This is a genomic window from Enterococcus olivae (genome assembly GCF_053760925.1).
The window spans coordinates 103,314-130,203 of sequence record NZ_JBSMVT010000007.1; the positions used below are offsets into that span (position 1 = coordinate 103,314).

Below are 26,890 nucleotides of genomic sequence, written 5' to 3' on the forward strand. Positions count from 1 at the left end.
AATAATACTATGTTGATTAATATGAGCCAGATGTTAGAGATTGCGAAAGAAAATAAATTTGCTGTAGGAGCATTTAACGTAGCGGATAGTAATTTTTTACGAGTGGTTGTTGAAGCTGCAGAAGAGAACGACTCACCGGCAATTATTGCCGTTCATCCAACAGAATTAGATTTTGTCAAAGATGAGTTCTTCCAGTATGCGGTATCTCGTGCTAAAAATAGCAGTGTTCCTTTTGTTATTCACATGGATCATGGAGATAGTCTGGCAAGTATCATGCGTGCGATCCACTGTGGTTTTACTTCCGTGATGATCGATGGTTCTCTTTTACCTTTTGAAGAAAACATCGCAGTTACCAAAGAAGTGGTCGATGTATGTAAAAAAATCGGCATCTCTGTTGAAGGAGAGCTAGGAACGATTGGTAACACGGGTACAACGATCGAAGGTGGCGTTTCTGAGGTGATTTATACGAAACCTGAAGATGCAGAAGAATTCGTAGCAAAAACCGGTATCGATACATTGGCTGTAGCCATTGGAACAGCACATGGCATCTATCCAAAAGATGTTAAACCAGAACTGAAAATGGATGTTTTAGAACAAATCAAGGAAAAAGTGGATATTCCTCTAGTATTGCATGGCGGTTCTGCAAATCCTGATGAAGAAATTGCTCGAGCAGTAGCGATCGGTATTCAAAAGGTCAATATTTCTTCTGATTACAAATATGCATTTTATAAAAAATGTCGTGAAATACTGGCGAGTACTGAATTATGGGATTCGAATGCTATTTATCCAGAATGTATCGATGAAGCGAAAAAAGTTGTGAAGAAAAAAATGGAGCTATTCAATTCCATCGGAAAGGCTAGCATCTACCGGGCAGACAACGAACAGCCATTTAGACAAGAATTTGTTTAGACTATAAAAAACTATCCATCTGGTTGCGGATGGATAGTTTTTGCTTTACGCTCTACTTTGACTAGGAAAAATATAAAAATAAAAGACTGCGCCAATGATAATTAACGGAGGAAGTGAGAAACGCAGGATCTTCCAAGCAGTTTCACCTAAAAGAAGGAACTGTTCGCTTCGAGACTGCTCTAAGGCAGTGGAAAAGTCGGAGGAGAAGCCAATGATCACCATCGTAGCAAAGAACAGGACTACGAAGCTGACCAGAGCGTATTTGATACTTAGAATGTTTGGTTCCATTTTCGTCAACTCCTGTATATTTGATAGCCTTATTTTCCCATCAAATATACAGAATGAACAGGAATTTTGGTAAAATAGAGTAAAAGAGAGAAGAGAATCTCGAAAAATTTCAAAAGAAAATCAGATTATTTACCGAGGGAATACCTAGGAGAAAGAGGCGGAAATGTATTCTAAAACACAAAAAATGATTCAAAGTAAATTAAAAGAAGCTATTTTTTCTGGTGTCATTTATCAGTTTATAGAAGCAGACAAACAGGAAACACAAGTCTTAGGATATGCAGCAACACTGCCGCAAAAAGAAAAAATGACTCAACAGCATCTTTTTGATGTTGCTTCCTTGACTAAAGTGATCTGTACAGCTAGCGTAGTTTTGCGCCTGTGGGAGCAAGGGGAACTGGAAATGGATGCTCCTTTACAAAGGTATTTGCCGGCCTTTCAAAATCAGCAGATCACCTTGCGTCATCTGTTGACGCATACTTCTGATATACAAACGTGGATCGAAAACCGCGATCAGCTATCTGCTGAAGAATTGCGACAGGCGTATCTGACATTACAACCAGGGGATTCCCTAGGTAAAAAAGTTTTGTATACCGATGCAGGAACGATCCTACTGGGATTTATGCTAGAAGAACTCTATCAGATGCCTGCAACTGAAATTTTTCAAAAAGAAGTCTTGCTACCGATTGGGATGACAGAAAGTCAGTTTCCACCGGTCATTCATGAACAAATCGTGCCAACTCAGCGAATAAACGGACAGATTATGAAAGGTGAGACCCATGATCCGAAAGCGCGTGTTTTAGGTAAACATGCAGGGAATGCAGGACTATTCACGTCATTGAATGATATCCACCGCTTTGTAAAAACGTATTTTGATGCCAGCTATTTAAAGGCTGAAACGATTGACTGGCTGCTACAGGATCAAACACCCTCAGGGAAAGATCAGCGATCGTTAGGTTGGGATCTAAAAGAAAGAATGCTGTTCCATACTGGTTACACGGGAACGTTTTTATTGATGGATCCTCGAAAAAATCAAGCTTTTATTTTTCTTTCCAATCGTGTTCATCCAACGGACGAGCGGGAGGAATATATCAAACATCGGGATGAGATTATCAGCAAATATTTTGAAGAAAAATACTAAGTAAAAAAAGTGTGAGAAAATAACAAAATTCTCACATTTTTTTTTAGTTTATTTTGATAGACTCTCGAACATTTAATTGTGGAACAATTTGATGATGGGTGAATGGCGCTGTGGGATCAGCAATTCTTTCCAGTAAAACTTTTATCACTAATTGTCCCATATATTGAAGATTGGTTGCTACATTAGTGATTTGAGGAACAGCCATGCGTGTAAATTCCGTGTCATCAAAACAGATGATACCAATGTCATCAGGAATCGTATATCCTGCTGTCTGTAGATAGTTGTTCAACATAAAAGCTAGTCCTGAGTTGACACAGAACCAAGCATCAGGCATATGCTGAATTTTTTTTAACTTTGTGAACAAGGCTCCTTGAGTTTCTTCTATCTGTATAAGTTCGATATCTTCTTCATGAGTAAAGTTGAATTCTTTAAAGGCACGCTGATACCCTCTATAGCGTTCTAGATAGCTGGGAGAAAAATCGATATCACCGATAAAACCAATTCTTTTGTGTCCGTGATCAGCTAGTAAAGACACAGCTTGAAACGCACCGTCAGTATTTTTTGAAAGAATAGCATCTGCTAGCAAAGAGGGATCATGATGATCTACAAGTATAACTGGTAAATGAGAATCTATGATTTTTTTTATGTAACTATTCGAACTGTGAGACAAAATAATAATACCGTCAAAGCTATTTAAATCTTTAGGTAGCTTTTGGTTTAATAGAATCTCGCTTGTAAGGACAAAATTTTGTAAGTTATGTCCTGCTGTTTTGCAGACATTCTCCATACTTTTGATAATCTCACCAAAGAAACTCAGTTGTGAAAAAGCAAATTCTGTTGCGATTAGTAAGATTTTTTTCTTGTCATTTTGTAAGGTATGTTCATTGTATTGATAACCTAATTCGTCAGCCTTTTTTTTCACAGATATCTGAGTAGATTTACTCACTCCAGATTTTCCTCTAAGTGCTTGAGAAACTGAATTGCGAGATATTCCTAAAGCATCAGCTATATCTTGCATAGATGTTTTTTTCATATGATCACCTGCTTATTCTCATTTTACGCATTATTATACCATACTTTCGTAAAATATGTAAGTTTTGTAATGTTTGTAATTATAATTACATAATGTTGACATTTTAAGTTACGAATGATATTATCAACATGCAATCGAGAAAACGCTAACAATATTTTATAGGAGGCTTCATTATGAAAGCGAAAAAAATGATTATTGGTTTATCTGCATTGCTGATGGGTGTTGTAGCAATGTCAGCTTGTGGAAATTCAGGAAATGATAGTTCTGGGACAAATGATGGAGAAATAAAAGTTACTTTTTGGGCTGCCCCGAATCCTACTCAGGTAAAGTATTGGGAGGAGATGGCCACAGAATTTGAAAAAGAAAATGAAGGTATCGTAGTAGAAGTTAGTCAAATGAAAGAGAGTCCATCTTCGGAGGCAACAATCCAAAGTGCGATTGCGTCCAAAACAGCACCTACTTTTATCTGAAAATATCAACAGAAGTTTTGCCGCTCAGCTTGCAGAAAGTCAAGCCATCTTACCTTTGAATGAACAAGACAATTTTGAGACGATCGTTGAAAATCGTAAGATGACACAAACAATCGGAAGCTGGAAGTTCTCTGATGACAATCAGTACGTTTTACCGGCGTATTCCAATCCTATTTTATTTGCATGGCGTTTAGACATCTTGGAAGAGCTCGGTTTTGAGGAAGCTCCTAAAACTTATTCGGAAGTATTAGCAGTTGTTGAAAAAGTAAAAGAGACGGATAAAGCATTGTGGGCTAAAAAAGATTTGGCAGATCCCACAGCATGGATGCGTTGGTTCGATTTCTTCCCACTATACAACGCAGCAAGTAATGGGACAAACTTTGTAGAAAATAATCAGTTTGTTGCTGATGAAACAGCCTTGGAAGAAGTCTTTGATTTGATGAATTCCTTATCTCAAGAGAAGGTGCTACGTACTGGTGAAGCAACTGATCCTTTTGAAAATGGTGATAGTATCATGGCTGATTTAGGCCCGTGGACATTCCCTAACTGGGAAGAAAAGTATCCTGAATTAGAGTTTGGTAAAAATTATACAGTGACTACACCTGCTGTACCGGATGCATTGAAAGACGAGGAGAATATCTCTACTTATGCGGATGCGAAAGGGATTGTAATGTATGCACAAGCTACCGAAGAAGAACAAGCTGCAGCAATGAAATTTTTAGAATTCGTTTACAGCAATGAAGAAAATGACATGAAGTGGTTGGAAGTAACTTCTTTGATCCCTGCTCGTGATGATGCTACTGAGAATGCTGCATTCACAGATTACTTTGAAGAAAATCCAGCGATGAAAGTTTATGCAGAAAATGTTCCGTATGCAGTACCTGCAATGGATAATGAAAAATACAATGACATTCAGCAAGTATTTGGTGAAAGTGCTTGGGTTCCTGCTGTTAGAGGTGAAAAAACAGCTAATGATGCAGTGAAGGATGCTAAGGCAGCAATTGAAGGGGTGCTGCAAGAATGAAGAAAAAAATAATATCTTGGGCTGGTTATTTACCAGCCCATACATTATCTTTACACTGATTTTCTTTTTGTTGCCGTTATTGTGGTCGTTCTGGTTAGCCATGACTGATTGGAATATGATTTCACCAACAATCAATTTTATTGGGTTCAAAAACTTTATTACAGCTGTAAAAAGTCCGGCTATCCAGTCAGCCTTTATAGTAACCTACAAATTTCTGCTAGTTTTTGTTCCTATGGCATTAGTTATGTCGATGATTATTGCGTTGTTGGTCAATAGCTTGCCTAAGTTCAAAGGATTGTATATGGTTGCTTTTTTTCTTCCATATCTTTCAAGTGGAGTTGTGACTTCATTGATTGTAAAAGGGTTATTGTCTTACAACGGACCTCTCAATATTTTTCTGCGAAGTAGATTCAATTTGGACATTGACTGGCTTGGAAATCCTTACACAGCAATTTTTATTGTATCTTTGATGATCGCATGGAAAATGTCAGGGTATTATGGATTGATTTTGATCTCTGGCTTGGCGAACATCAATCGAGAAGTATATGAAGCTGCGGCAATTGATGGAGCTTCAGCATGGACTCGATTTTGGAAAATTACTTTTCCAATGTTGTATCCAGCATTTTTTACCGTTACGGTTTTAGCTGTAGGCGTTAGTTTTGGAATCTTTACGGAGGTCTATCAGTTGACCGGTGGAGGTCCTAATTTTGCAACGAATACTTGGCAAATGGAAATTTATAATCAAGCTTTTGTGGGGCTTAAATCTGGGTATGCTTCTTCTGTCGCTTTACTGGCTTCAGTCGTTACCTTCGCTTCGATTGGCTTGATACGCAAACTGTTAGAAATGTGGGGTGAAAAAAATGGGTGGACTTAAAAAATCGAAACCAAAAACAGTATTTCTGTATGTTGTCACGACAATGGTCATGTTGATCATGACCTTTCCATTCATTTATTTAGTGTTGCATTCTTTTGCTTCTTGGGATCAAGTGGATCGAAAATTGATTCCAAGCAACTTTAGCTTGCGCTCATGGACATGGCTTTTTGGGGATGCTTCGACATCAGCGAATGCTCCTTGGCTAGGTGCTTTTTTTAATACAATCATCGTTGCAACGGTTGCGACAATATTAATGATGCTGTTCGCACTAATGGTAGGTTATGCGTTAGCGAAAATCGATTTTAAAGGCAAAAAAATCGTTAATAACTTTATTTTGTTTCAAATGTTTTTCCCGGCGATCATTTTATTGATACCTCAATTTTTGATGATTACCAATGTTGGTTTGCTGGACTCTTATGCAGGGATGATTATCCCGACTGCCATCAGTTTATGGGCGATATTTATGTATACCAATTTTTTTAAAGCAATTCCTGACACGTTGATCGAGGCAGCGAAACTGGATGGAGCTACTGAAATGAATATTCTTTTCAGAATTGTTTTACCGATGTCGAAATCTATCACGACAGTCATCTTTTTGTTTTTGTATACTGATCGCTGGACCAATCTTTTGTGGGATATGATTGTTTCAAAAAGTGATGCTACTACAACACTTAATGTATTGATTTCTCAAATGTTTGGACCATATGGAACCTATCCGGGTCCTATGTATGCGGCTTCTGTATTACTGACGCTGCCACTGATCGTCTTGTTTCTGATTTTCTCAAAACAATTCCAGGATGGTATGCAATTCACATTAAAATAAAAAAATTATTAATTGATCAAGTGATTAGAAAATATTTATTGAACAGGATGGTGTAAGCGTGATCTATACAAAAAAGTTATTAGAAGAATACCATGAATCTCCTGCGATCGGACCAGCGAAAACATTAACATTTGTAGGTGTCGATGGACTGGATGTGTACAACATCACTGCCCCCTTCAAGTTGGGAGATGCGATCGTTATTGCTGGCAGAGTCGAGGCTAGAGACAGCGAAGTTTCAACGATCCGTTTATTCTCAGAAAAAGAGTCAAATCATTGGTATGTAATTGAAAATAGTTTGGAGCTTAACTTGCAGGATCCGTTTTACATGGTAGTTGATGAAAAGGTGATTTTAGGCGGTGTAGAAGTTTTTTTTGATGAACAAAAAACAAACTGGCGCACAGTTTTTTATTGTGTGGAAGGAATAAATGATGCAACAAGAATTTTTGAAGGACCGTTAGGAATGAAGGATTTGCGATTGAAACAATTGGCAGATAATCGGATTCTCGTATTGACTCGGCCCCAAGGCACAAAAGGTGGACGCGGAAAAATAGGCTATTGCATCATTGATCGTTTAGACGATTTGACGATTCCTGCGATCGAAAATGCACCACTGTTAAAGAATCAGTTTATAGATGATGAATGGGGCGGTGGAAACGAAATTCATTTGTTGGAAGAGCAAGTCTTTGTTCTCGGACATATTGCCAATTTTGATGAAAATGGTGATCGCCACTATTATGCAATGAGTTTTGAGCTAGATCTGCTAAAAGGAGAGATGCTGGTTCCTAAAATCATTGCTGAACGTATGGATTTCAGAGAAGGTCCATCTAAGCGACCTGATTTAACTGATGTTGTATTAAGTGGAGGTCTGGTACTTTCTGAAAACACAGCAACACTATACGCTGGTATCAGTGATGCCGGTGCCCAAAAAATTATAATCAAAAATCCATTTAAGTAGAGGTTAATGCATATGAAGATTGAACGCTTTTTAGAAAATCCTTTGGTATGTCCGTTAGATGTTCCTCCTTTACATGAAGATCATGAAGTGATTGGAGCTTTTAATGCAGGTGTTGCTCAGTATAAAGATGAGGTCTTGCTTTTTTTACGTGTAGCGGAACGACCTATCTCTAGACAGAGAAACATAGTCAAAGCCCCTGTGATTGATTTAGAGACCAATGAATTGGAAATCGTTGAGTTTGATAAAAATGATGAACGATACGATTTTGAAGATCCACGTATGATACGTTTGAAAGACAAACTGGATAGTTTTATTTACTTGACTTCTCTCTCATATATACGAGTTGCTAGAAGTAAAGACGGACATCGTTTTACCGTAGATGATGAGGCGTTGCTATATCCTAATAACAAGTATCAAATATTTGGTATTGAGGATGCACGCTGTACTCAGATAGAAGATACGTACTACATCAACTTTAGTTCAGTATCTCCCGTAGGTGTTTGTGACTCATTAGTGAGCACGAAGGATTTTAAAATCTTCAAAGATATGGGAAATATATTTGCACCAGAGAATAAAGATGTCCTAATTTTTCCGGAGAAAATAAATGAGCAGTACTATGCTTTACACAGACCATCATTGAAAAGTATCGGGAACTACGATATTTGGATTGCATCTTCTCCTGACTTACAAAGCTGGGGAAATCATAAACATCTGATTGGTATTCGACCAAGTAAATGGGATAGCGGACGTGTAGGCGGCGGCCTTGTTCCTATCAAAACACAGGAAGGCTGGTTAGTTATTTATCATGGAGCTACTCCAGAGAATCGCTATTGTATGGGGGCAGCATTGCTAGATTTAGATGATCCGTCAAAATTGATTGCTAGAAGCGAGCACCCAATTATGGAACCTGAAGAAGAATACGAAAAAAATGGCTTTTTTGGAGATGTTGTTTTTGGCTGTGGAGGATTGGTCGATGGAGATCGGCTGACCATGTACTACGGTGTAGCGGATACTTCTATGGCTGGCTGTACGATGTCCATTAGTGAGATTCTAAAACAAGTTAAAGAAGGGTAGAAAATGAACTGGAAAGAAAAATTGGAGGAATGGCGTTCTTTTGCTGAATTGGATCAAGCGTTAAAAAAAAGACTGTCGAATGATCGAGAGGAAACATTACAAGATCAGTTTTATCGATACCTTGAATTTGGAACTGGTGGAATGCGAGGAGAGCTTGGCGCGGGCATTAATCGAATGAATGTTTATACGATCAAACGAGTTGCATTGGGCTTGGCACTCTATATAAAGAATCAGGGTTTAGAAGCTATGGCACAAGGGGTTGTGATTTCGTATGACAACAGACATCAAGCACAGTTGTTTGCTGAATGGACAGCTCGTATTTTAGCTTCAAAGGATATAAGAGTATATTTATCAGATAAATTACGTCCGACACCGGAATTATCATTTTTAGTACGAGAGTATCAAGCTTTTTCTGGCGTGATGATCACTGCTAGTCATAATCCAAAAGAATACAATGGATTCAAAGTCTATGGACAGGATGGAGGTCAAATAACATTAGAGACTGCCGCCCAGTTGATGGACATTCTGGCATCGATCACGAATGAATTGGAAATCAGTGCAAAACCATTACAAAAATATTTGGATACTGGAAAAGTTTGTCTGTTTTCTGTGGAAGCAGATAAAGCTTATATCAAGCAACTACAGACAGTGATTCAAGATCAAACATTTGTAAGAGAATACGGAGCCCAGTTACGAATTGTTTATAGTCCACTGCATGGAACAGGAATGAATTTGATTCAAAAAGCATTGACTCAGTTCGGATTTATGGATTTCATTGCAGTTCCTGAACAAATTGTAAATGATCCTGATTTCTCAACAGTTCGATCACCCAATCCCGAAGAAGTGGAGGCGTTCGACTTGGCTCTTGATCTTGCGCGAAAACAAAAAGCTGACTTGGTTTTAGCGACGGATCCAGATGCTGATCGTTTGGGTGCGGTGATTTTAAAAAATGATGAACCGATATATTTAAACGGAAATCAAATAGGTGTGCTAATGCTCGATTATTTGTTACGCAAAAAAAGCGTGCAAGAAGATATGGCTTCATATTTTTTGGCAAAAACAATTGTCACTTCAGAATTGGGTGCAAAAATGGCCGCAAAGTACTTGGTAGAAACGAGAAATACGCTGACGGGCTTTAAATTTATTGGAGAACAAATAGAATTAGCTGAAAAATATCTAGGGAAAAAATTTCTTTTTGGCTATGAAGAGAGTTATGGTTACTTGGTAGAACCTTTTGTTCGTGACAAAGATGCTGTTCAAGCAGCAATACTTTTGGCAGAAGCTGCTCTTGAGTCTAAGGTTCAAGGCAAGACATTAGCTGACCGATTGTGCGAGATTTATCAAGAATTTGGCTTCTTCAAAGAGTCCTTGGAAAGTAAAGAGTTTAAAGGACAAAATGGCATGAAACAAATGGAAGAGCAAATGGAACAGTTGCGAACAACCTCATCGACACGTATTGGTGGGTTTCAAATTGCTAAAAAAGAAGACTACCTAGCACAGACCATTACCGATTATTCTAACGGGATGACTGATGAGCTGACACTGCCAAAGTCGAATGTTTTAAAATTTGTGTTGGATAATGAAGACTGGGTGTGTATCCGTCCGTCAGGTACAGAGCCGAAACTGAAAATATACTATTCTGTAAATGACGATGAAGAAGAACTTGCAAAAAGTAAATTGCAAGAATTACGACAAGCTTTTCATAAATTGATAGATACAGAGGAAAAATAAATGAACGCAAAAGATAGAAAAGAAAAATTTGAACAAAATCTAGATGTACAAGAAACAAGTCTTCTGAATTTTGAAGGTATGGAAGGCTGGGATGTCTATAATTGTTCTCAACCATTTTTTTATAAGGGAAAATGGTATAGTTACGGTCGCATAGAACGTCGGAAGGAGTGGATGAGATCTTGGGTTAGACTTTTCGAGCGTACGGATCAAAATCGATGGTCTCTAGTTGATGACTCCATGCACTATCAGTTGGAGGATCCGTATATTTCTTTTGTTCATGATCAAATCGTTATGGGAGGTACACATGTTCAAGTAGTCGAGGAAGATGTACTAAAATCTTACTTTGGATATTTTTACTATGGACAAGATTTAGAGGATTTGAAATATTTTACAACTGGACCTGAGAATATGAAGGACATCCGACTTGTTGAATTAGCCGATAGACGAATCGGTGTTTTTTCAAGGCCTAGAAATAAGAAACTGATCGAACAGTACGGTAGTGAGTCTCTCATTGGTTTTACGATTATTGATTCGCTGGCTGACTTGAATGCGCATGTGATCGAGAATGCCGAGATCCTTCCAGATTTGTTTGGCTCTTTAGAATGGGGTGGTGTCAATCAAGCTTATTTGTTAGACAGTGGCAAGATAGGAGTTATTGGGCATCTCTCCTATAAAGAAGAAGATCAGAGTATCTATACGGTGATGTCTTTTGTTTTAGAACCAGAAACATTGGTGATCGCAAATTATAAAATGATTGCCACAAGTAAAAGTTTTGCAAAAGCACCAGAGAAGAGACCGCATTTGAAGGAATGTTGTTTCCCATCAGGAATCATTTATCATAACGAAGATTATTGCACACTTTATTCAGGGGTCGGAGACACCTGTGAGGCTGTTACTAAAATAGAATATCCATTTAAAGGCTACGGAAAGCTCATAAATCCTCAGTTCATAGATTTGAGAGAAACACGATAATTTTTTTTCGTCAACATCCTAGAAGATCCATGTTATAATATTCAAGAATGAAGAGAGGAGTAGAAGCATGCAACCGTTATTTATGGAACCAGTATTTCAAGAAAAAATTTGGGGAGGTACACGTCTGAACACTGTCTTTGGATTTGACCTGCCTAATGATCATATTGGAGAAGACTGGGCAATCAGTGGGCACCCACATGGTGTGAGTATGATAAAAAATGGTGCCTATCAAGGGAAAACACTGGATGAGTTATGGAAGAATCACAAAGAATTATTCGGTAATCCTCATGAAGAAGTTTTTCCGTTGTTAGTTAAAATTTTAGATGCGGAGGACGACTTATCTGTACAAGTCCATCCAGATGACGCCTACGGTTTGAAGCATGAAGGAGAACTTGGCAAAACAGAATGCTGGTATGTGATAGATGCCAAACCAGGGTCAGAGATTGTGTATGGTCACTCAGCACAAACGCGTGAAGAATTAGCAAAAATGATTGAAGAAGAACGTTGGGATGATCTGCTAGTACGGGTTCCGGTGAAAAAAGGAGATTTCTTCTACGTACCGAGCGGAACGATTCATGCCATCGGAAAAGGGATCTTGATCCTAGAGACACAACAAAGTTCAGATACGACTTATCGTGTGTATGATTATGATCGCAAGGATGCAGAAGGCAATACGCGTGAGCTGCACATCCAGCAATCGATTGAAGTGACCACTGTTCCAGCTCGAAAACCGGAAATCAGTATTTCTGAAGTGAGAAAGGGCAATTCTGCGATCATTACCTACCTGAAAACAGATTTTTTCAATGTCTATGAATGGCAGATCAAAGGACATGTTTCTTTTGACAAAAAGGCACCTTATACCTTGGCTACAGTCATCGAAGGTTACGGCGAATTGATCGTAAACGGTGAATCGTATGAATTGGAATTAGGGACCAGTTTCATTTTGCCAAATCAAATAAAAACTTGGGAAATCCAAGGAGCTTTGCGAATCATCGCTTCAGATCCAGGAATGAAATAAACAAAGAACGTACCTGAATCTAGGTACGTTCTTTGTTTGCTCTCATGACGGATTCGCGCTTAATCAGTCGATGAGGAATGACTACACGGGCGCTGTTTTGTTGTTTTTGCTGCAACTGATCCATTAGACGCTGTGTTGCAATTTTACCTAAGGAAGGAATATCGATATCGATACTCGTTAAATAAGGGTGGATCAATGTAGCGAAAATAGAATTGTTGAAACTGATGATCGAAATGTCTTCAGGAACGCGATAGTCAGCCAGATCAACCAGTTGCATCATACGTACAGCAAACAGATCATCGATCACAACGATCGCTGTCGCTTGAGTTTCTTTCAGCGTTTTTTCGAATTCTACATAATCATTCGGTGATTCAAAGGTTGCGGCTGGGAAAACAGGTAGATCAGCAATCATCAGAGCCTTTTGATAACCGAAAAAGCGTTCAAAATAAAGATTCTCATGGGTAATGTTACTTGCGAATAGAATACGCTCATGCCCATTGGAAATCAAATACTCGGTTGCTTGTTTTCCTAGCAACTGATTGTCGTTATCGACGTAAACGATTTTATCTTCGTCCATGTAGGGTTGACCGATTAGCGTAAAAGGAACCTCTTGTTCAAGTAAATAGCGAATCACCGGATCCGATTTATCCGAGTAAGTCAGGATGAATCCATCTACTTGCTTTTGACGATGCATCCGTTCGACGTGAGATAAAAGGGTATCGAAATTTCTTGCTGAAGCGATGGCAACAGACATCCCATAATGACGACTTTCTTCATTGATTGCTTCGATCGTCTCTAAGTGAAAAGGATTGCCGATTCTTTCTTTCGAGTCTAAGGGTGGTAAAATCACCCCCAGTGTACTTGAAATTTTTTTTCCTAAATTACGTGCCGCCAAATTTGGGGTATAACCAAGCTCGGCCATGACTTTGCGTACATTCTTTTTTGTTTCATCTGAAATATTTGGATGGTCATTGATGACACGTGAAACTGTCGATGTTGCCACACCGGCTTTTTTTGCTACATCTTTTACCGTTATACTCATGATTCTCCTCCTTGTAAAGCTATAGTATCACAGGGGAACAAAGCCTGCTAGCCAGATTTGAAAAAAACGTTCATCTGCCTAGCAAGACAAATGAACGCAGGAGTTTATTTTCTTTTTACAGGAATCACCAGTGCATCTGTTAAAGTATAGTTGTCCTGATACACAGTCAACGACAATACTTCTCCTTCGATCAATTTTAGAGAGACGTTTTCCTGATCGACTGATACAGATAACAAGCGTCCGCGATAATTGATATGAAAAGCATAGGATGTCCATGTTTTTGGTACGAAAGGTGCAAAACTCAAGGTTTCGTTGAAAGTCTTCATTTGGGCGAAACCTTGAACGATTCCTAACCAGCTACCAGTCATCGATGTGATATGCAGGCCGTCTTCTGTGTCGTTATTATAATTATCTAAGTCTAATCGAGCAGTTCGTTCGTACATTTCCAATGCCTTATCTTCTAGTCCTAATTCTGCTGCTAAAATTGCATGGATAGAGGGAGAGAGCGAAGATTCGTGGACGGTCATTGGTTCGTAAAATTCAAAGTTGCGGCGTTTTTCTTCTTCGGTAAACTGATCCCCTAAGAAGTAAATTCCTTGTAAGACATCGGCTTGCTTGATGAAGCAAGAACGTAAGATACGATCCCAGGACCAATTTTGGTTTAGTGGTAAGTGAACAGCATCTAATTCAGAGATAGTCATCAGCTCTTTGTCTAAGAATGTGTCATGTTGGACAAAAACATCCAGTTCTTCATCGTATGGGAAGTACATTTTTTCGATGATTTCTCGCCATTGGGCTTGTTCTTCATCTGGAATCACGATCGTTGCTTCGGATTGAAAACGAGTATAATTTTCTAACGTGTACTTTAAGACCCAAGTTGCAATCGTATTTGTATACCAATTGTTATTGATGTTGTTTTCATATTCGTTTGGACCTGTTACACCATGGATCATATAGGCATCGTTGCGTTTAGAGTAGTGTACACGATCTGCCCAGAAACGAGCGATTTCTACTAATACTTCCAGACCTTTTGTTTTTAAATAGCTGGTATCACCAGTATAATTTGTATAATTGTAGATTGCATAGGCGATGGCGCCATTTCGGTGGATCTCTTCAAAGGTGATTTCCCATTCATTGTGGCATTCTATACCAGTGAAAGTTACCATTGGATAAAGAGCACCTTTCAAGCCTTGTTGCTGTGCGTTATGTTGTGCTTCAGACAGCTGGTTGTGACGGTATTTCAATAGATTTTCTGTTACTTCAGGCTTAGCCAAAGCAAGATACAACGGTACTGCATAGGCTTCAGTATCCCAATAAGTTGCACCACCATATTTTTCTCCAGTAAAGCCTTTTGGGCCGATGTTCAATCGTTCGTCATCACCATAATAAGTAGAGAACAACTGGAATAGATTGAAACGAATTCCTTGTTGTGCAGCATCGTCGCCTTGGATTGTCACATCTGCCAGATCCCAGCGTTTGCGCCAGGCTGCGGCTTGTTCTTGACGTAATTCATCATAGTTTGTCCCAAAGGCAGCAAAAAGTTCAAGGACTTTCTCCACTTGTTCTGCTTCAGGACAGTCTCGACTAGTTGTGATCACAACGGTTTTTTCCAGTTGAATCTCTTCATTTTCTGCTGCATGATAGTTAAAAGTATTGGTGATTGCCAAATTGTCTGTTTCTATTTTGGTTGGAACGGTGTTGTGTCTCATACTTGAAGTCACTGTAAACTGTTCGATACCAAAAGGATTTTCGATCGTTCGTGCAGTTACGTGACTAATCTCATTGGTTGTTCCTTTGCCTAATTCTTCCCAGAACATTTCATCGTAGTTGCTGTCTTCATTTTGGACGTTGTTGTCTAATTTAGAAACGATGGTAATATCAGCTTCACCTGCTAAAACTTTTGCAGTTACACGAATGGCGGCTAATTCTTTTTTCACGATACTCAAGAAACGTTCGAAAGTAAAAGCAACGGTCGTTGTTCCGATCGTTACAGTGAATTGTCGGGAAAGAATGCCTGTTTGCATATCCAGTTCCATATAAAAATTCTGTGGCTCGATCACAGATAAATCTATTTCTTCACCATTGATAAAAATGTCCATTGCGATAAAATTCACAGCATTGATCACTTTTCCAAAGTATTCAGGATAACCGTTTTTCCACCAGCCAACACGGGTTTTATCGGGAAACCAAACACCGGCTAAATAAGTTCCTAAATGATGGTCGCCGCTATATTTTTCCTCAAAGTTTCCGCGCATTCCCATATAACCGTTTCCGATGCTGGTCAAAGATTCCTGTAGGCGGCGGTTTTCTTTATCCAAAGCAGTTGTTGCAATTTTCCATGGATCAATATCGAAAAGTCGTTGTATTTGTTGCATACTCCTGTTTCTCCAGACTATTTATTCTATATGTCTATAGTAAACGCAATCGATTGCATTAGTCAAGAAGAATTTAATAGATATTTTTTTATTTAATCCTTTACCTGTTAAAAAGCTTTTCGTATCTATCTTTAGTGCTGTTTACAGAAATCTATTACAAATATGTTGATTGAATAAAGAGGAATCGGTTGCGTTTCATTGTGCAGGGAAAACGGAGAAATCTTACGGTTGTTTCATTGTCTGAAATATACTACAATACTTAGGATGCGATCAGATGACTTGTAAAAAGGAGAAATTTTTGAGATGAATGTATTGACGTTAAATACCCATAGCTGGATGGAAGAAAAACCAGAAGATAAGTTAAAGCAGCTCGCTGAGACAATCTTGGAAGAAGAATATGATGTGATTGCGTTACAAGAAGTAAATCAACGGATAGATGCCCGACCGGCTATTGTTGGTGATCTCTATTGCCCAGTTTCTGATCATCTTATTCATGAAGATAATTTTGCGTTGCGTTTAGTAGAATTACTAGAAGCGAAAGATGTTGAATATTACTGGACATGGACTTTTTCCCATATTGGCTATAATCAGTTTCATGAAGGATTAGCTATTTTGTCCAAGCATCCTATTTTACCTCGAGATTTCTTAATTTCAGTGTGTGATGATGCAGCCAGTGCGAGACGGCGTGTATTATTAACCGGTGTAACAGAGATTGAAGGGACAATGGTAACAATTGCCAACGGTCATTATTCTTGGTGGTCAGAAGATTTGTCAGAAGGTTTTTTCCCAGAGTGGCAGGCGACAGAAAACGTACTAAAAGAGCATTCCTATCCCTTGATTTTGATGGGTGATTTCAATAATCCAGCCGGTTCGTCAGGCTATCAGTTGATGACGAACAGTCCATTGGGGTTAAAAGATACGTATGTTTCTTCAGAGAAACAAATAGGTTCTTATACGGTGGCTAAAGCAATTGATGGCTGGAGTGAAAATAAGGGTGAATTAAGAATTGATTATATTTTTACGACATCTGAGCTGCAAGCGGAAGTATATCAAGTCATGTTTGATGATAGAAGCGCTCCAGTTGTTAGTGATCATTTTGGAGTTTCGGTTAAATTCAACTAAAAAGATAAAGATGATGGACTCCCTGTCAAGTGGACACGGAAATAGAATAACATTTTTAGAGAACTGTTTGCCATGTTTTGGACAGACAGTTCTTTTTTTCGTTAATAAACCTCGATTATGTTCTACGAAGATTAATGCAGCTAAATGAAGGAAATGTTATTTGGGGTGCTAAGTTAAATGATGATATAATATCAATTGATGAGAGTACACTTACAGAAATTTTAGTTCCTTCACAACCATGGGAATTAGATATGGCTAGTATTAATGAAGGTCCTTATATGTTAAAGAAAGATGGTATCTATTATTTAACGTATTCAGGTTCTCATTTTGAAAGCCCAATGTATGGGGCAGGCTATGCAACAAGCACTAACCCATTAGGACCATTTGAAAAATATGAACAAAATCCAATTATGCAATCTAATTCATTTGTTCCTGGAGCAGGACATCATGCAGTAGCAACGTCACCAGATGGAAAAGAAATGTTCATGATCTATCATCGACACGAAACAATTTGGAACACTTATCCCAGAGAATTTGCGATTGATCGCATGAGATTTACTGAAAATGAAAAGGGAGAAACTGTTCTAGAGGTTCATGGACCAACTGTAACGCCACAACCAGTACCATCAGGAGCAGTGGATGTTGATAACTTTATCGGTTTTGCATCAGAAGATTTAGTTGACAAAACGGTTAAAAAAGATCAAAAATCAACTGAATGGTCTTTACCTGAAGAGATTGGGCTAATCACGTCAAAAAGTGTACCAGAAGAAAACGTGAAAGTTGCTGTTGATTGGCAACTGCCAGAAGACGTATCATCAGGCAAGATGGTTATTAAAGGGGAAGTTAGCTTACCTGAAGGAATCGAAAATTTAGGCGAACTATCTTTGACACCAGAAATGACTATTACTGTAGAATAAGTGGTAGTAAAGTGTTGTAATTAAATAAAAATGGGACTGTGACCTAAGTAAAAACAAGACAAAAATATCCGAACAAATAGAATGGGTTTCGTCAACTTGAGGCGAAATTGCGACGAGGACTATCAGGACTGCAGGAGTAATCTTCTAGTGTTCGGATATTTGACTGTTAAACGACTGATGTCACAGTCCCAGATTTTTTGTTTTTAATTGAAAGAAAAGAGGGGAAGGCAAATGAATCAGGAAAAATTTGGTGTAACAAAAACAGGAGAAGCTGTTTTTTTATACACGTTTGAAAATAAAAATGGATTAAAAATGACTGTTAGTAATATTGGGGCCGTCTTAACTAATCTATGGGTTCCAGATAAAGAAGGCACAGTGAGAGATGTCGTTTTAGGTTTTGATACCGTTGGAGGATACGAGACAAACGATGATTTGTATTTAGGTTCAACGATTGGCCGTAATGCGAATCGAATTGCAAATGCTTGTTTTGAATTAGATGATGTAGCGTATCAATTGACTAAAAATGATGGAGAAAACAATCTTCATAGTGGAAAAGATGGGTATCAATTAAGAGTTTGGGATATTAAAACAGTAGATGAAGCGAATAATAAGATTACATTTAATTTGATTAGTCCAGATGGCGATCAAGGCTATCCAGGAGAATTGACTTTAGATGTGAGTTACCAATTAACAGAAGATTCAATAGTGATTACGTATCAAGGAAGTTCTTCCAAGGATACAGTGTTGAATCCAACCAACCATAGTTATTTTAATTTGAATGGTCACAACAGCGGAACAATTACGAATCATCGCCTGCAGTTACAAGCGAGTCATTTTACACCGATGAAAGATAGCCAAGCAATTCCGACTGGTGAAAGTCTTTCAGTTGAACAGACCCCAATGGACTTTAGAGTTGAAAAAACAATTGGAGAAGAGATTGATCAAGCGTATAGTCAACTCGTTTATGCAAAAGGATACGATCATAATTTTGTATTGGATGATCCTACGAATGGCTTTGTTCGCTTGACAGGAGATCAAAGTGGGATTGTGATGGAAGCAACGACAAATCTACCAGGAGTCCAATTTTACACAGGCAATTTTATGTCACATACTTTAGGCAAAGAAGCAGCGATTTATCGTTTCCGAGAAGGCCTTTGTTTAGAAACGCAATATTTCCCTAATGCAGTCAATGAACCAAAATTTCAAACACCTTTGTTGAAAGAAGGGGAAGTAGTAAATTATCAAACAAAATATACGTTTAAAGTTGACAAATAAAAAGAAAAAGCAAACGTGCAAAACCAAACTATGATTGTGTTTGTCACAAATAGATTCTGAAAAAATGAGCTACTAAGATACGAAATAGACTTTGAATAAATGAAGTAAGAGAGGTTTTAGTAATGAGATGCAGAAATTCAGATTGAATCATTGTAAATTGCAAAGCACACTATAGAACATCACTTTTTTATAATCGAATGAGATAATAAATCTAAAAAATGTAAAAATGATATAGTAAGTATGTCATTCAAGTAAAAGTATCAGGAGATATTTTATGAAATTGTATAAAAATGACCGAATATTGTTTTTAGGGGATAGCATAACTGATAATAATCGGATATATGGAAATGATGCCAGCTTAGGATTAGGTTTTCCCTTAATTAATCACTGCGGGGGTGTTGTCTGCTGATTATCCAGAAGCGAACTTCACCTTTTTTAATCGCGGAATCAACGGCAATCGAATCGAGCATATTCTTGATAGATTAGATCGAGACTGTCTTGCTTTAAAACCAGATATACTAGTTCTTTTGATAGGAATTAATGATACCTGGCATAATCTGGATAGCGAAACTTTTGGTAGTCAAGAGGAAGCAGTCTGTTTTAAAGAGACTTACAGAACAGTCTTAGAAAAAGTGACTGCAGCTGGAATCAAGCGCATTTTAATTTTGGAACCTTATGTTCTGCCATATCCTCAAGACCGAATGAACTGGCGGAAAGATTTGGATCAAAAAATCGCTAGCATCCGTTATTTAGCAGGCGAGTTTTGTTGTGAGTATATACCTCTAGATGGCGTTTTAGCCGAAAAAGCTATTGCAACCTCTCCTAAATATTACGCAGAAGATGGCGTCCATCCAACAATCGCTGGTGATGGAGTAATTGCTAAAGAAATTTTATCTCGAATAGAATATGTAAAACAGTAATTATATATTTTAGGCTCTAAAAAATCGATATTTTATCGCTTTTTAGAACATTAAAGGGATTATAACATTTTCAGGGGATAGAAAGATTGATGTGTCAATCTTTCTATCCTTTTCATTTGTCCAAAAAATGCGTAAAATGAAGACATGAAAAAGAATCTACTCCAAGCTATTTTCTTTGATGAACAGAATCATTGGGATTGATTCGTAAAAATATGGGCGAAGAATTCGTCCAGTCGTAAAGAAGGAAGTCAAAAAGTTTCGAAACTGCAGAGATATAAGAAAAGGGTATCGCTTGTTTGTATGCGAAGGTTGCCATGATGTTAAAACAGTCCCCTTGAGTTGTAAAGGAAAGTTTTGCCCGAGTTGTTCGATTGGCGAAAGTCAAAAATGGGCGGAAACAACGGCCAATGATTTGTTTCGAGTTGTCCATCAACATGTGATATTTACGATAGATGAAGGGTTAAGAGAAATTTTTTTGATAGAAGAACATCGAAAAGAGTTATTAAAAGGTTTGATGGATGAAGCAGCTCAAATCATTATGAACTTCTTTAACAAGCTGTATTTTGCAAGACATTTCTACACAAGCGTGTATTTTTAGTTTGCAACAAACAATAAGTCTCGTAGAAGTATCCACACAAAGATATGACAAATGGTTGAAATGGGTAACGACCAATCTTGAGGAAGAAATATGTTGCATAGAGGAAGTGATTACTATCATTCATCTCAAAACCAAAGAAATTTACGGTGTCGCCAAATGACTTTGGCTGTAAAAATAGAGTTGAAAGTGGAATGTAATGTCAAAAAAATCTGCCGTATCATGCGTATTTTTAGAGTTTTCTGCCAGTATGTCATGTGTATCAAAGTGTCTGGATAATCAACCGATAGAGAGCTTTGGGGGACTTTAAAGGCCGGAAACGTTATTACTTGAATAAAGATGTCATCAGGGACGAGTTACTTTCGGATGTAGCAGAGTATATCTATTTCTACAACCGTGATCGTCTCACGTTAAAATAAGACGGTCTTACTCCGGTAGAAATCAGGAATAAGACCGTCGCTTAAGTTTTTTAATCTTCTATGAAGGTAAGGAGCTGTGACAAACACCCATGGCGGTTCTCGCCACCAAACAGAATGAAAACAAAAAGAATCGATCTACTTATTTGCACCAATCATTAGGTCATTGAACCTGCGTATAAAAATAAATTGTTTCTATAAGTAGAATAGCCTCTTCTGAACATTTTTTCAAGGAGGTTTTTGTTATGGAAGACGTGCTACGTTCTTGCTGCGCTGGATTAGATATCCATCAAAAAGTTATTGTTGCTTGTGTTATTCGGTCTGTCGAAGGGAAAAAGCGCCCAGAAAAATTCTTTGAAAGTTTCGACACCACCACCCGTGGGTTATTGAAACTATCTGATTGGTTGATGTCCTATGATGTCACACATATCAGTATGGAAAGTACGGGCGTTTACTGGAAATGTGTCTGGCGGGTTTTACAAAATAATTTTTAGTTACAATTAGCGAACCCTCGTCAGATTAAAAATATTCCGGGAAAGAAAACGGATATGAAGGCTGCCGAATGGATTGCTCGTCTTACTCGCTTGGGCGTCGTGCCAATCAGTTTTGTTCCACCAGAACCAATTCAGGAATTAAGAGACATAACTCGCTACCGTAAGCATTTGGTGGAAGATTTGAACCGAGAAAAAAATCGTGGTCATATGGTCTTACAAAACGCTGGAATCAAGTTGACTTCAGTGATTAAAGATATCTATGGGAAATCCGGAAGAGCTTTAATTTATGCTTTAATTGAGAATACACCTATTACAGAAAGTCTCATTCTAACGTGTGTTTATACTAGTTTACGTAGAAAAGTTCCTCAATTGATGGAATCCTTAGAGGGATTTATGACACCACATTATCGTAAAATGCTGTCTCTTCATCTCACTCAAATCGAGTGTTTAGAAAAACAAATAAAAGAAGTCGAAGAAACAATCGCCGATTATCTAGCTCCCTATGAAGAGTATGTGGAACGTTTAGAAGAAATGCCGGGTATCAATCGTCGAACGGCAGCGGTTATAATTGCAGAAATAGGAGTGGATATGTCGGTCTTTCCTACAGCTGGGCATTTGGTTTCATGGGCGGGAGTCTGTCCAGGAAACAACCAAAGTGCTGGAAAAACACGAAGTAAGAGAATAAGGAAAGGTAACTCTTATTTGAAAAAAGTGTTGGCTCAGGGAGCAGCGGCTGTTTCCCAAGGGAAGTCTCATCGAATACGTGCATTTTTCTTTCGCATCAGGAAAAATGCCGGTCACAAAAAAGCGATTCTTGCGACAGTACATCTACTACTGCGAATCATTTATCGGATGTTTTCCGATCAGTCACGTTACGAAGAACTTGGAGGAAGTTATTTATCAAATAGAAAGAACACTCCCATCCCTATTGATCAAAGTGTTCTAGACCAATTGTATTGACTACACTATGAGAAGGGGATAGCCTTTTTTTGTCTTTTTGAAGGATTAGTTTTCGTATAATAAGTCGTTTAACAGTAAAATATCCGAACAATAGAAGATTGCTCCTACGGTCCAGTTGGGCCTCGTCGCAAATTCACCTAAGTTTGGCGAAATTCATTCCACTTTTGTTCGGATATTTTTGTTTTTTCACTGCCTACTTGACGGAGAGTAGACAGTGAAGGTTTTTTTGTCTTTTTCTTATTTAATAGCTGTTCCATATCTTTTTTGATAAGCTATCGTGATTAAATGCTTTGCAAGATTCTCATTTCTTGCTAGGATCGGCCCGTGGAAATAAGAACAGAAGGTGTTGCGATAGATCGCGCCCTCCGACTGATCTTCTCCGTTGTTGCCGTAGCCTTCCACGACTTTTCCTAAGGGACGTTCACCCTTGCCTAAAAAGGTTCGTCCATTATGGTTTTCAAACCCTTCGTAGGTTTCATCGAAGTCTTCATTATGGATTTTTATATCTCCGATAAAGCGATTGTTATCTTGGCTTAGTGTGTAGTGATCCAGAGCACCAATTCCATCAATTTTTTCGCCTTTAGCGCCCATATAATAATGTCCTAATAGCTGATAACCACCGCAAATAGCTAGCATGACACCGTCGTTTTCAATATATTCTGTTAGCGTTTCTTTTTTAGACTGGATATCTTGAGAAACGATCAGCTGTTCAAAATCCTGCCCCCCACCAAAAAAGACCAAGTCGTATTTCTGAGGATCAAAGGGCTCGTGGATACTGACAATTTCTGTGTCCAGTGAGATACCCATTTTCTTGGCTACATAGTTCAGCATTAAGATATTACCGTTGTCACCGTAAGTATTCAGTAGGTTCCCATACAGATGTGCCATTTTTAATTGTTTAGTCACGCGACATGCCTCCTTCCATAAACCCTTTGTCTGCCAGTTTTTTTCGTAACTGTAAGACAGCAGTATAGGTTGCCAGAATGTAGACGTGCTCCGTTGGTAGTTGTTTGATCTGCTCGATCACTTGATCTAGCTGTTTGGTCTCAGTCAGTTTTTCTTCATCGATCCCTGCGACTTTCAAGCGTAAGGCCATGTCTCGATGGCGATCTCCGCCTGCGATCACTTGAGGGATTGCCATTTCGGCAAAAGCTTCATGATTGCCGTCCCAGATCCAGCTAACATCGATTCCGTCGGCATAATTGGCATTCAGCAAGCAAACCAGGGAGAAAGGATAAGGAGATAAACCGATCATATCAATCACTTGGTTGAGTCCTACAGGGTTTTTGACGAGAACTAGCGTACATTTTTTCCCGTTGATCTCAATGACCTCTTGTCGACCAAAGACCTTCTCATCATAGCCCAGGCCTGCCCGGATCTTCTCCGGTGTGACATTGTAGTATTCAGCTACGGCTGTTGCTGCCAGAGCATTGTAGATATTGTACATGCCGCCAACTTCCAGCTTGTATTGATTGCCGTCAATGATGAATTCTGCAGACGTATTGGTCATGTTCATCAAGTTTGTTAGTTTGTAGTCCAATGCAGGACGTTGAAAATCGCAGTTTGGACAGTAGTATTTGCCAAGATTGGCATAGGTGATCATTTTGTAATGTAAAATGTGCTGACACTTTGGACAAAGCACGCCATCGGTATTGTAATGAGCCATCTGCTCGTGATCTTCCTGATGGTCAAAGCCATAATATTTTCGTGGATTGACTGTTTCAAGAGAATGGAAGATCGGCGAATCCCCGTTGGTTAGGATCGTTGCATTGGGTGATTTAGCTGCGCCTTCCACGATCATACGATAAGTGGTGTAGATCTCACCGTAGCGATCCATTTGGTCCCTAAAAATGTTGGTAAAGACAAAGAGTTCCGGCTTGATATATTCGGTTACTTTACTCAAGCTGGCTTCATCGATCTCAAGTACGGCAAATTTTTTGCCCGTACTTTTTTTTGCAGAAAGGAAGGTCGATACGATCCCTTGAACCATGTTTGCCCCGGTTGGATTGGTCAGAACATTGTCGAATTCTTGCTTCAAAATATTGACAGTTAAGGCAGTCGTCAATGTTTTACCATTGGTTCCCGTAACCACCACGACTTGATAATCTTTGGCTAAATGATCTAAAATATGCGGATCGATTTTTAACGCCAGTTTCCCTGGCAGACTGGACCCTCGCTTAAAAAAATTCTTCAAGATCCATTGTGAGGTTTTGCCAACGAACGTAGCAAAATAACTTTGGACTCCCATAAAAAACCTCCATATGTAAAACGAAATAGTGGATATAAATTCAACTAATCATACCATAACTTAGAAAAAAGATTAAACAGCTTTCCTTTTTCTTAAAAAATATGAAAAAAATTGGTAAAATGAAAAGAAACGAGGTGAAGAGAATGTTAGAAAAGCGCATGGAACGACTACAAGCCTTTGGTGATTCGTTGCCCTTTGCCAAAGTTTATTATCGAGAAGATTGGCAAACCCTTTATTTTGATTTGTCGGGGAAAATGTTTGGGACCATGAGTCCGGAAGTTACAGAGCAGGCGATCATTACGCTCAAAGGGCTTCCAGAAAAAAATGAAGAGCTGCGAGAGATCTATCAGGATATCCAGTCAGGCTATCATATGAACAAAAAACACTGGAATTCAATTACGCTAGTCACCGAGGAACTGACAGACGCAGAACTGGAACAAATGATTCGTTTGTCTTACGAGCTGGTTTGGAAAAAGCTGCCAGCCAAAGTTCGACGAGAACTTGAAAGTGTCTGAATTGGTTCGTGGATCAGTGATTCGGACGAAAACAAACAGCAAGGGTCGGTCTTTCCTGAAAAAGACCGACCCTTGCTGTTTGATCAACCAATAATGATTTTTTCTGTAGGATATTCGTAACCCAAATCACGAGTCTCTTTCGGTACGAAAAGGAGCAAGGTATACAACATCCCGATTCTCCCAATAAACATTAGTAAAGCAATGACCAATTTGCCGACGATCGAGAGCTCGGCAGTGATTCCTAGGGAGAGTCCAGTGGTTCCGAAAGCAGAAGCAACTTCAACAATGATCGCGATCAGTGAGAAGTCTTCTGTGGCGGTCAAAAAGATCACACAAGAGAAACACATCAATAACGAAAGCATGAAAATAACAACCGATTTGCGAATGTCGCCCTCGTCGATTTTGCGTCCGAAGAGACTGATATGGCTTTCGCTTTTCAAAAAAGAGAAGAGATACAAACCAATGATTGCCACAGTGGTTGTTCGGACACCACCACCGACAGAGCTTGGACTACAACCAATGAACATCAAAAAGGAAAAGATGATCAGAGTAGTGACCTGAAATTCGCTGAGGTCGTGAATCTGTAGTCCGGCATTCCTAGTGGTCATAGAGTAGAACATGCTGTTGATCCACTGACCAACAGGTGTCATATCCTTGAACAAATGGTCTTTTTCCAAAAAGAAGATCGTTAACGTTCCTCCGATGAACAGAATGACGAATGCGAGAAAAGCAATTTTAGTAAATAAGGTGAAGCGGAAAGGAATCTGTCTTTTTTTCTTGGAAAATTGAAAGATGATCCATTCACGAAAATCCATGATCGCAGGGAATCCGATTCCTCCGACAAAGATCAGTAGCATGATACTGATCAAAAATAGATAATCGTTGGCAAAAGGTAAGATCGATTCACCGGTAACATCGAATCCGGAATTCGTGACAGCGGAGATCGCTTGATACAAACCATAAAAAAGAGCTTCTGACCAGGTATCGTGATAATTCATTTGTTTAAAATAAAGCGTGAAAACCAGTCCGCCGATCAATTGGAACAACAAAATGATCGTGAATGTCGTACGGATCAGACGAACAACCCCACTCAAGCGGGGCTGGTTCATATCGGTCATGATCAGCTGCCGCTGTTTTAGTGAGATTTTTCGACGGGAAACGATAAAGAAAAAGGTCGAGATCATCATGATCCCCAGCCCACCGACCTGAAACAGAATTTCAAGCAAGAGAAACCCTCGTTCGTTGAAGATTTCATCGATTGGAAAGGTTGTCAAACCAGTCACGCTGATTGTACTGACGGCCATAAAAAACATATCGATAAATGGAACCTGGGCATCTGGCTGCCTGAAAATCGGCAGATAAAATAGCCCCAGCGCCAGAATAGTCATTAAGACATAATAAGAAACGATCACTTGGATCGAGGATATATTTTTAGAAAAAAATGCTCTTCCTCGCCGTAAAGCGAGACGTGTAAATCGCCCAAAATTCATAAGGCTATCTCCAATCTAAACTAGAAGTAACCTAAGTATACCAAAAAACCAGAAAAAGCGATAAAAAACAAAATGGTAGTAGGGAGCTAAGTGTAAAATTTATTGAGGTAGAACATTAGACGAATAAAAAAGAAACCGTTACTCTAGTAATTAGGCTGGCGAGCACTACTTACAAGAGGCGGTTTCTTATGGATATTATTGTAACAGATTTA

23 protein-coding genes and 2 pseudogenes are annotated in these 26,890 nt (G+C 38.7%); 18 read left to right on the forward strand and 7 right to left on the reverse strand.

Annotated elements, in window-relative coordinates; all coding sequences use genetic code 11:
- The first annotated feature begins 9 nt into the window (after window positions 1-9).
- Window positions 10-909: a ketose-bisphosphate aldolase gene (locus ACWODM_RS06850; RefSeq protein ID WP_455320630.1), complete on the forward strand. Its 900-nt coding sequence runs from the start codon at window positions 10-12 to the stop codon at window positions 907-909.
- Window positions 910-954: 45 nt separating this feature from the next.
- Here ACWODM_RS06850 and ACWODM_RS06855 read toward each other — a convergent pair whose 3' ends face one another.
- On the reverse strand, window positions 955-1,197 hold the full coding sequence (locus tag ACWODM_RS06855; RefSeq protein WP_455320631.1) for a hypothetical protein: 243 nt from the start codon (window positions 1,195-1,197) through the stop codon (window positions 955-957).
- A 163-nt stretch (window positions 1,198-1,360) separates the two neighbouring features.
- On the opposite strand from ACWODM_RS06855, the gene ACWODM_RS06860 reads away from it, so the two are divergent.
- Window positions 1,361-2,335, forward strand: a complete 975-nt coding sequence (locus ACWODM_RS06860) for a serine hydrolase domain-containing protein (protein ID WP_455320632.1) — start codon at window positions 1,361-1,363, stop codon at window positions 2,333-2,335.
- Window positions 2,336-2,378: 43 nt separating this feature from the next.
- On the opposite strand, the gene ACWODM_RS06865 is transcribed toward ACWODM_RS06860, so the two are convergent.
- The gene (locus ACWODM_RS06865) at window positions 2,379-3,368 is read right to left on the reverse strand and encodes a LacI family DNA-binding transcriptional regulator (RefSeq protein WP_455320633.1); all 990 of its coding nucleotides are present in this window, start codon (window positions 3,366-3,368) and stop codon (window positions 2,379-2,381) included.
- Between the two features lie 173 nt (window positions 3,369-3,541).
- Here ACWODM_RS06865 and ACWODM_RS06870 point away from each other — a divergent pair, with 173 nt between their 5' ends.
- The 9 genes from ACWODM_RS06870 to manA all read left to right on the forward strand — a co-directional run bounded on the left by ACWODM_RS06870 (window position 3,542) and on the right by manA (window position 12,309).
- A complete protein-coding gene (locus ACWODM_RS06870) occupies window positions 3,542-3,838 on the forward strand; it encodes a hypothetical protein (protein ID WP_455320634.1) in 297 nt (98 codons plus the stop codon).
- Entirely contained in the window at window positions 3,801-4,862 is a 1,062-nt protein-coding gene (locus tag ACWODM_RS06875; protein WP_455320635.1) for an extracellular solute-binding protein, read from the forward strand. Before ACWODM_RS06870 ends, ACWODM_RS06875 begins: the two co-directional genes overlap by 38 nt.
- Window positions 4,825-5,736 carry a carbohydrate ABC transporter permease gene (locus tag ACWODM_RS06880; RefSeq protein ID WP_455320636.1) on the forward strand — a complete coding sequence of 304 codons (912 nt, stop codon included), beginning with the start codon at window positions 4,825-4,827 and terminating at the stop codon, window positions 5,734-5,736. The genes ACWODM_RS06875 and ACWODM_RS06880 overlap by 38 nt, the downstream gene beginning before the upstream one ends.
- On the forward strand, window positions 5,723-6,559 hold the full coding sequence (locus ACWODM_RS06885) for a carbohydrate ABC transporter permease (protein ID WP_455320637.1): 837 nt from the start codon (window positions 5,723-5,725) through the stop codon (window positions 6,557-6,559). The genes ACWODM_RS06880 and ACWODM_RS06885 overlap by 14 nt, the downstream gene beginning before the upstream one ends.
- 58 nt (window positions 6,560-6,617) lie before the next feature.
- A complete protein-coding gene (locus ACWODM_RS06890) occupies window positions 6,618-7,514 on the forward strand; it encodes a DUF1861 family protein (protein ID WP_455320638.1) in 897 nt (298 codons plus the stop codon).
- 12 nt (window positions 7,515-7,526) lie between these two features.
- A complete protein-coding gene (locus ACWODM_RS06895) occupies window positions 7,527-8,588 on the forward strand; it encodes a BtaManbiosPhlase (protein WP_455320639.1) in 1,062 nt (353 codons plus the stop codon).
- A gap of 3 nt (window positions 8,589-8,591) precedes the next feature.
- The gene (locus ACWODM_RS06900) at window positions 8,592-10,319 is read left to right on the forward strand and encodes a phospho-sugar mutase (RefSeq protein WP_455320640.1); all 1,728 of its coding nucleotides are present in this window, start codon (window positions 8,592-8,594) and stop codon (window positions 10,317-10,319) included.
- Window positions 10,320-11,291, forward strand: coding sequence for a DUF1861 family protein (locus ACWODM_RS06905; protein WP_455320641.1), 972 nt, complete (start codon window positions 10,320-10,322; stop codon window positions 11,289-11,291).
- A 67-nt stretch (window positions 11,292-11,358) separates the two neighbouring features.
- A complete protein-coding gene (gene manA, locus ACWODM_RS06910) occupies window positions 11,359-12,309 on the forward strand; it encodes a mannose-6-phosphate isomerase, class I (RefSeq protein ID WP_455320642.1) in 951 nt (316 codons plus the stop codon).
- Between the two features lie 19 nt (window positions 12,310-12,328).
- Here manA and ACWODM_RS06915 read toward each other — a convergent pair whose 3' ends face one another.
- Both ACWODM_RS06915 and ACWODM_RS06920 read right to left on the reverse strand, forming a co-directional pair.
- Complete coding sequence (locus ACWODM_RS06915; RefSeq protein WP_455320643.1) at window positions 12,329-13,351, reverse strand: LacI family DNA-binding transcriptional regulator; 1,023 nt, start codon at window positions 13,349-13,351, stop codon at window positions 12,329-12,331.
- 104 nt (window positions 13,352-13,455) lie between these two features.
- Window positions 13,456-15,726: a glycoside hydrolase family 65 protein gene (locus ACWODM_RS06920; RefSeq protein ID WP_455320644.1), complete on the reverse strand. Its 2,271-nt coding sequence runs from the start codon at window positions 15,724-15,726 to the stop codon at window positions 13,456-13,458.
- 303 nt (window positions 15,727-16,029) lie between these two features.
- Between ACWODM_RS06920 and ACWODM_RS06925 the strand changes: the two genes are divergently transcribed.
- From ACWODM_RS06925 to ACWODM_RS06950, 6 genes and pseudogenes are all read left to right on the forward strand, one after another.
- On the forward strand, window positions 16,030-16,848 hold the full coding sequence (locus tag ACWODM_RS06925; RefSeq protein WP_455320645.1) for an endonuclease/exonuclease/phosphatase family protein: 819 nt from the start codon (window positions 16,030-16,032) through the stop codon (window positions 16,846-16,848).
- Window positions 16,849-16,982: 134 nt separating this feature from the next.
- Entirely contained in the window at window positions 16,983-17,765 is a 783-nt protein-coding gene (locus ACWODM_RS06930; protein WP_455320646.1) for a family 43 glycosylhydrolase, read from the forward strand.
- A gap of 231 nt (window positions 17,766-17,996) precedes the next feature.
- Window positions 17,997-19,040, forward strand: a complete 1,044-nt coding sequence (locus tag ACWODM_RS06935; RefSeq protein WP_455320647.1) for an aldose epimerase family protein — start codon at window positions 17,997-17,999, stop codon at window positions 19,038-19,040.
- Window positions 19,041-19,438: 398 nt separating this feature from the next.
- On the forward strand, window positions 19,439-19,960 hold the full coding sequence (locus ACWODM_RS06940) for a GDSL-type esterase/lipase family protein (RefSeq protein WP_455320648.1): 522 nt from the start codon (window positions 19,439-19,441) through the stop codon (window positions 19,958-19,960).
- A gap of 144 nt (window positions 19,961-20,104) precedes the next feature.
- Window positions 20,105-20,516, forward strand: a pseudogene (locus tag ACWODM_RS06945) (transposase zinc-binding domain-containing protein); the annotation flags it as partial.
- 700 nt (window positions 20,517-21,216) lie between these two features.
- A pseudogene (locus ACWODM_RS06950) lies at window positions 21,217-22,425 on the forward strand (IS110 family transposase).
- Window positions 22,426-22,662: 237 nt separating this feature from the next.
- Here the strand turns inward: ACWODM_RS06950 and ACWODM_RS06955 are convergent.
- Window positions 22,663-23,313: a type 1 glutamine amidotransferase gene (locus ACWODM_RS06955; RefSeq protein ID WP_455320654.1), complete on the reverse strand. Its 651-nt coding sequence runs from the start codon at window positions 23,311-23,313 to the stop codon at window positions 22,663-22,665.
- A 10-nt stretch (window positions 23,314-23,323) separates the two neighbouring features.
- Window positions 23,324-24,673 (reverse strand): MurT ligase domain-containing protein, encoded by a 1,350-nt coding sequence (locus tag ACWODM_RS06960; protein WP_455320649.1) that lies wholly within the window; start codon window positions 24,671-24,673, stop codon window positions 23,324-23,326.
- Window positions 24,674-24,816: 143 nt separating this feature from the next.
- Here ACWODM_RS06960 and ACWODM_RS06965 point away from each other — a divergent pair, with 143 nt between their 5' ends.
- The gene (locus ACWODM_RS06965) at window positions 24,817-25,188 is read left to right on the forward strand and encodes an MmcQ/YjbR family DNA-binding protein (protein WP_455320650.1); all 372 of its coding nucleotides are present in this window, start codon (window positions 24,817-24,819) and stop codon (window positions 25,186-25,188) included.
- Window positions 25,189-25,271: 83 nt separating this feature from the next.
- Here the strand turns inward: ACWODM_RS06965 and ACWODM_RS06970 are convergent, their stop codons facing one another.
- Complete coding sequence (locus ACWODM_RS06970; RefSeq protein WP_455320651.1) at window positions 25,272-26,678, reverse strand: TrkH family potassium uptake protein; 1,407 nt, start codon at window positions 26,676-26,678, stop codon at window positions 25,272-25,274.
- Window positions 26,679-26,890: the final 212 nt, after the last annotated feature.

Excerpts from the sequence above, each read along its gene's own strand:
- ACWODM_RS06925 (WP_455320645.1), top strand. The coding sequence starts at position 16,030 with ATGAATGTATTGACGTTAAATACCCATAGCTGGATGGAAGAAAAACCA.
- ACWODM_RS06865 (WP_455320633.1), bottom strand. The coding sequence starts at position 3,368 with ATGAAAAAAACATCTATGCAAGATATAGCTGATGCTTTAGGAATATCT.
- ACWODM_RS06920 (WP_455320644.1), bottom strand. The coding sequence starts at position 15,726 with ATGCAACAAATACAACGACTTTTCGATATTGATCCATGGAAAATTGCA.
- ACWODM_RS06970 (WP_455320651.1), bottom strand. The coding sequence starts at position 26,678 with ATGAATTTTGGGCGATTTACACGTCTCGCTTTACGGCGAGGAAGAGCA.
- ACWODM_RS06965 (WP_455320650.1), top strand. The coding sequence starts at position 24,817 with ATGTTAGAAAAGCGCATGGAACGACTACAAGCCTTTGGTGATTCGTTG.
- ACWODM_RS06880 (WP_455320636.1), top strand. The coding sequence starts at position 4,825 with ATGCTAAGGCAGCAATTGAAGGGGTGCTGCAAGAATGAAGAAAAAAAT.
- manA (WP_455320642.1), top strand. The coding sequence starts at position 11,359 with ATGCAACCGTTATTTATGGAACCAGTATTTCAAGAAAAAATTTGGGGA.
- ACWODM_RS06955 (WP_455320654.1), bottom strand. The coding sequence starts at position 23,313 with ATGGCACATCTGTATGGGAACCTACTGAATACTTACGGTGACAACGGT.
- ACWODM_RS06885 (WP_455320637.1), top strand. The coding sequence starts at position 5,723 with ATGGGTGGACTTAAAAAATCGAAACCAAAAACAGTATTTCTGTATGTT.
- ACWODM_RS06960 (WP_455320649.1), bottom strand. The coding sequence starts at position 24,673 with ATGGGAGTCCAAAGTTATTTTGCTACGTTCGTTGGCAAAACCTCACAA.
- ACWODM_RS06930 (WP_455320646.1), top strand. The coding sequence starts at position 16,983 with ATGCAGCTAAATGAAGGAAATGTTATTTGGGGTGCTAAGTTAAATGAT.
- ACWODM_RS06850 (WP_455320630.1), top strand. The coding sequence starts at position 10 with ATGTTGATTAATATGAGCCAGATGTTAGAGATTGCGAAAGAAAATAAA.
- ACWODM_RS06855 (WP_455320631.1), bottom strand. The coding sequence starts at position 1,197 with ATGGAACCAAACATTCTAAGTATCAAATACGCTCTGGTCAGCTTCGTA.
- ACWODM_RS06895 (WP_455320639.1), top strand. The coding sequence starts at position 7,527 with ATGAAGATTGAACGCTTTTTAGAAAATCCTTTGGTATGTCCGTTAGAT.
- ACWODM_RS06935 (WP_455320647.1), top strand. The coding sequence starts at position 17,997 with ATGAATCAGGAAAAATTTGGTGTAACAAAAACAGGAGAAGCTGTTTTT.
- ACWODM_RS06905 (WP_455320641.1), top strand. The coding sequence starts at position 10,320 with ATGAACGCAAAAGATAGAAAAGAAAAATTTGAACAAAATCTAGATGTA.
- ACWODM_RS06870 (WP_455320634.1), top strand. The coding sequence starts at position 3,542 with ATGAAAGCGAAAAAAATGATTATTGGTTTATCTGCATTGCTGATGGGT.
- ACWODM_RS06900 (WP_455320640.1), top strand. The coding sequence starts at position 8,592 with ATGAACTGGAAAGAAAAATTGGAGGAATGGCGTTCTTTTGCTGAATTG.
- ACWODM_RS06915 (WP_455320643.1), bottom strand. The coding sequence starts at position 13,351 with ATGAGTATAACGGTAAAAGATGTAGCAAAAAAAGCCGGTGTGGCAACA.
- ACWODM_RS06860 (WP_455320632.1), top strand. The coding sequence starts at position 1,361 with ATGTATTCTAAAACACAAAAAATGATTCAAAGTAAATTAAAAGAAGCT.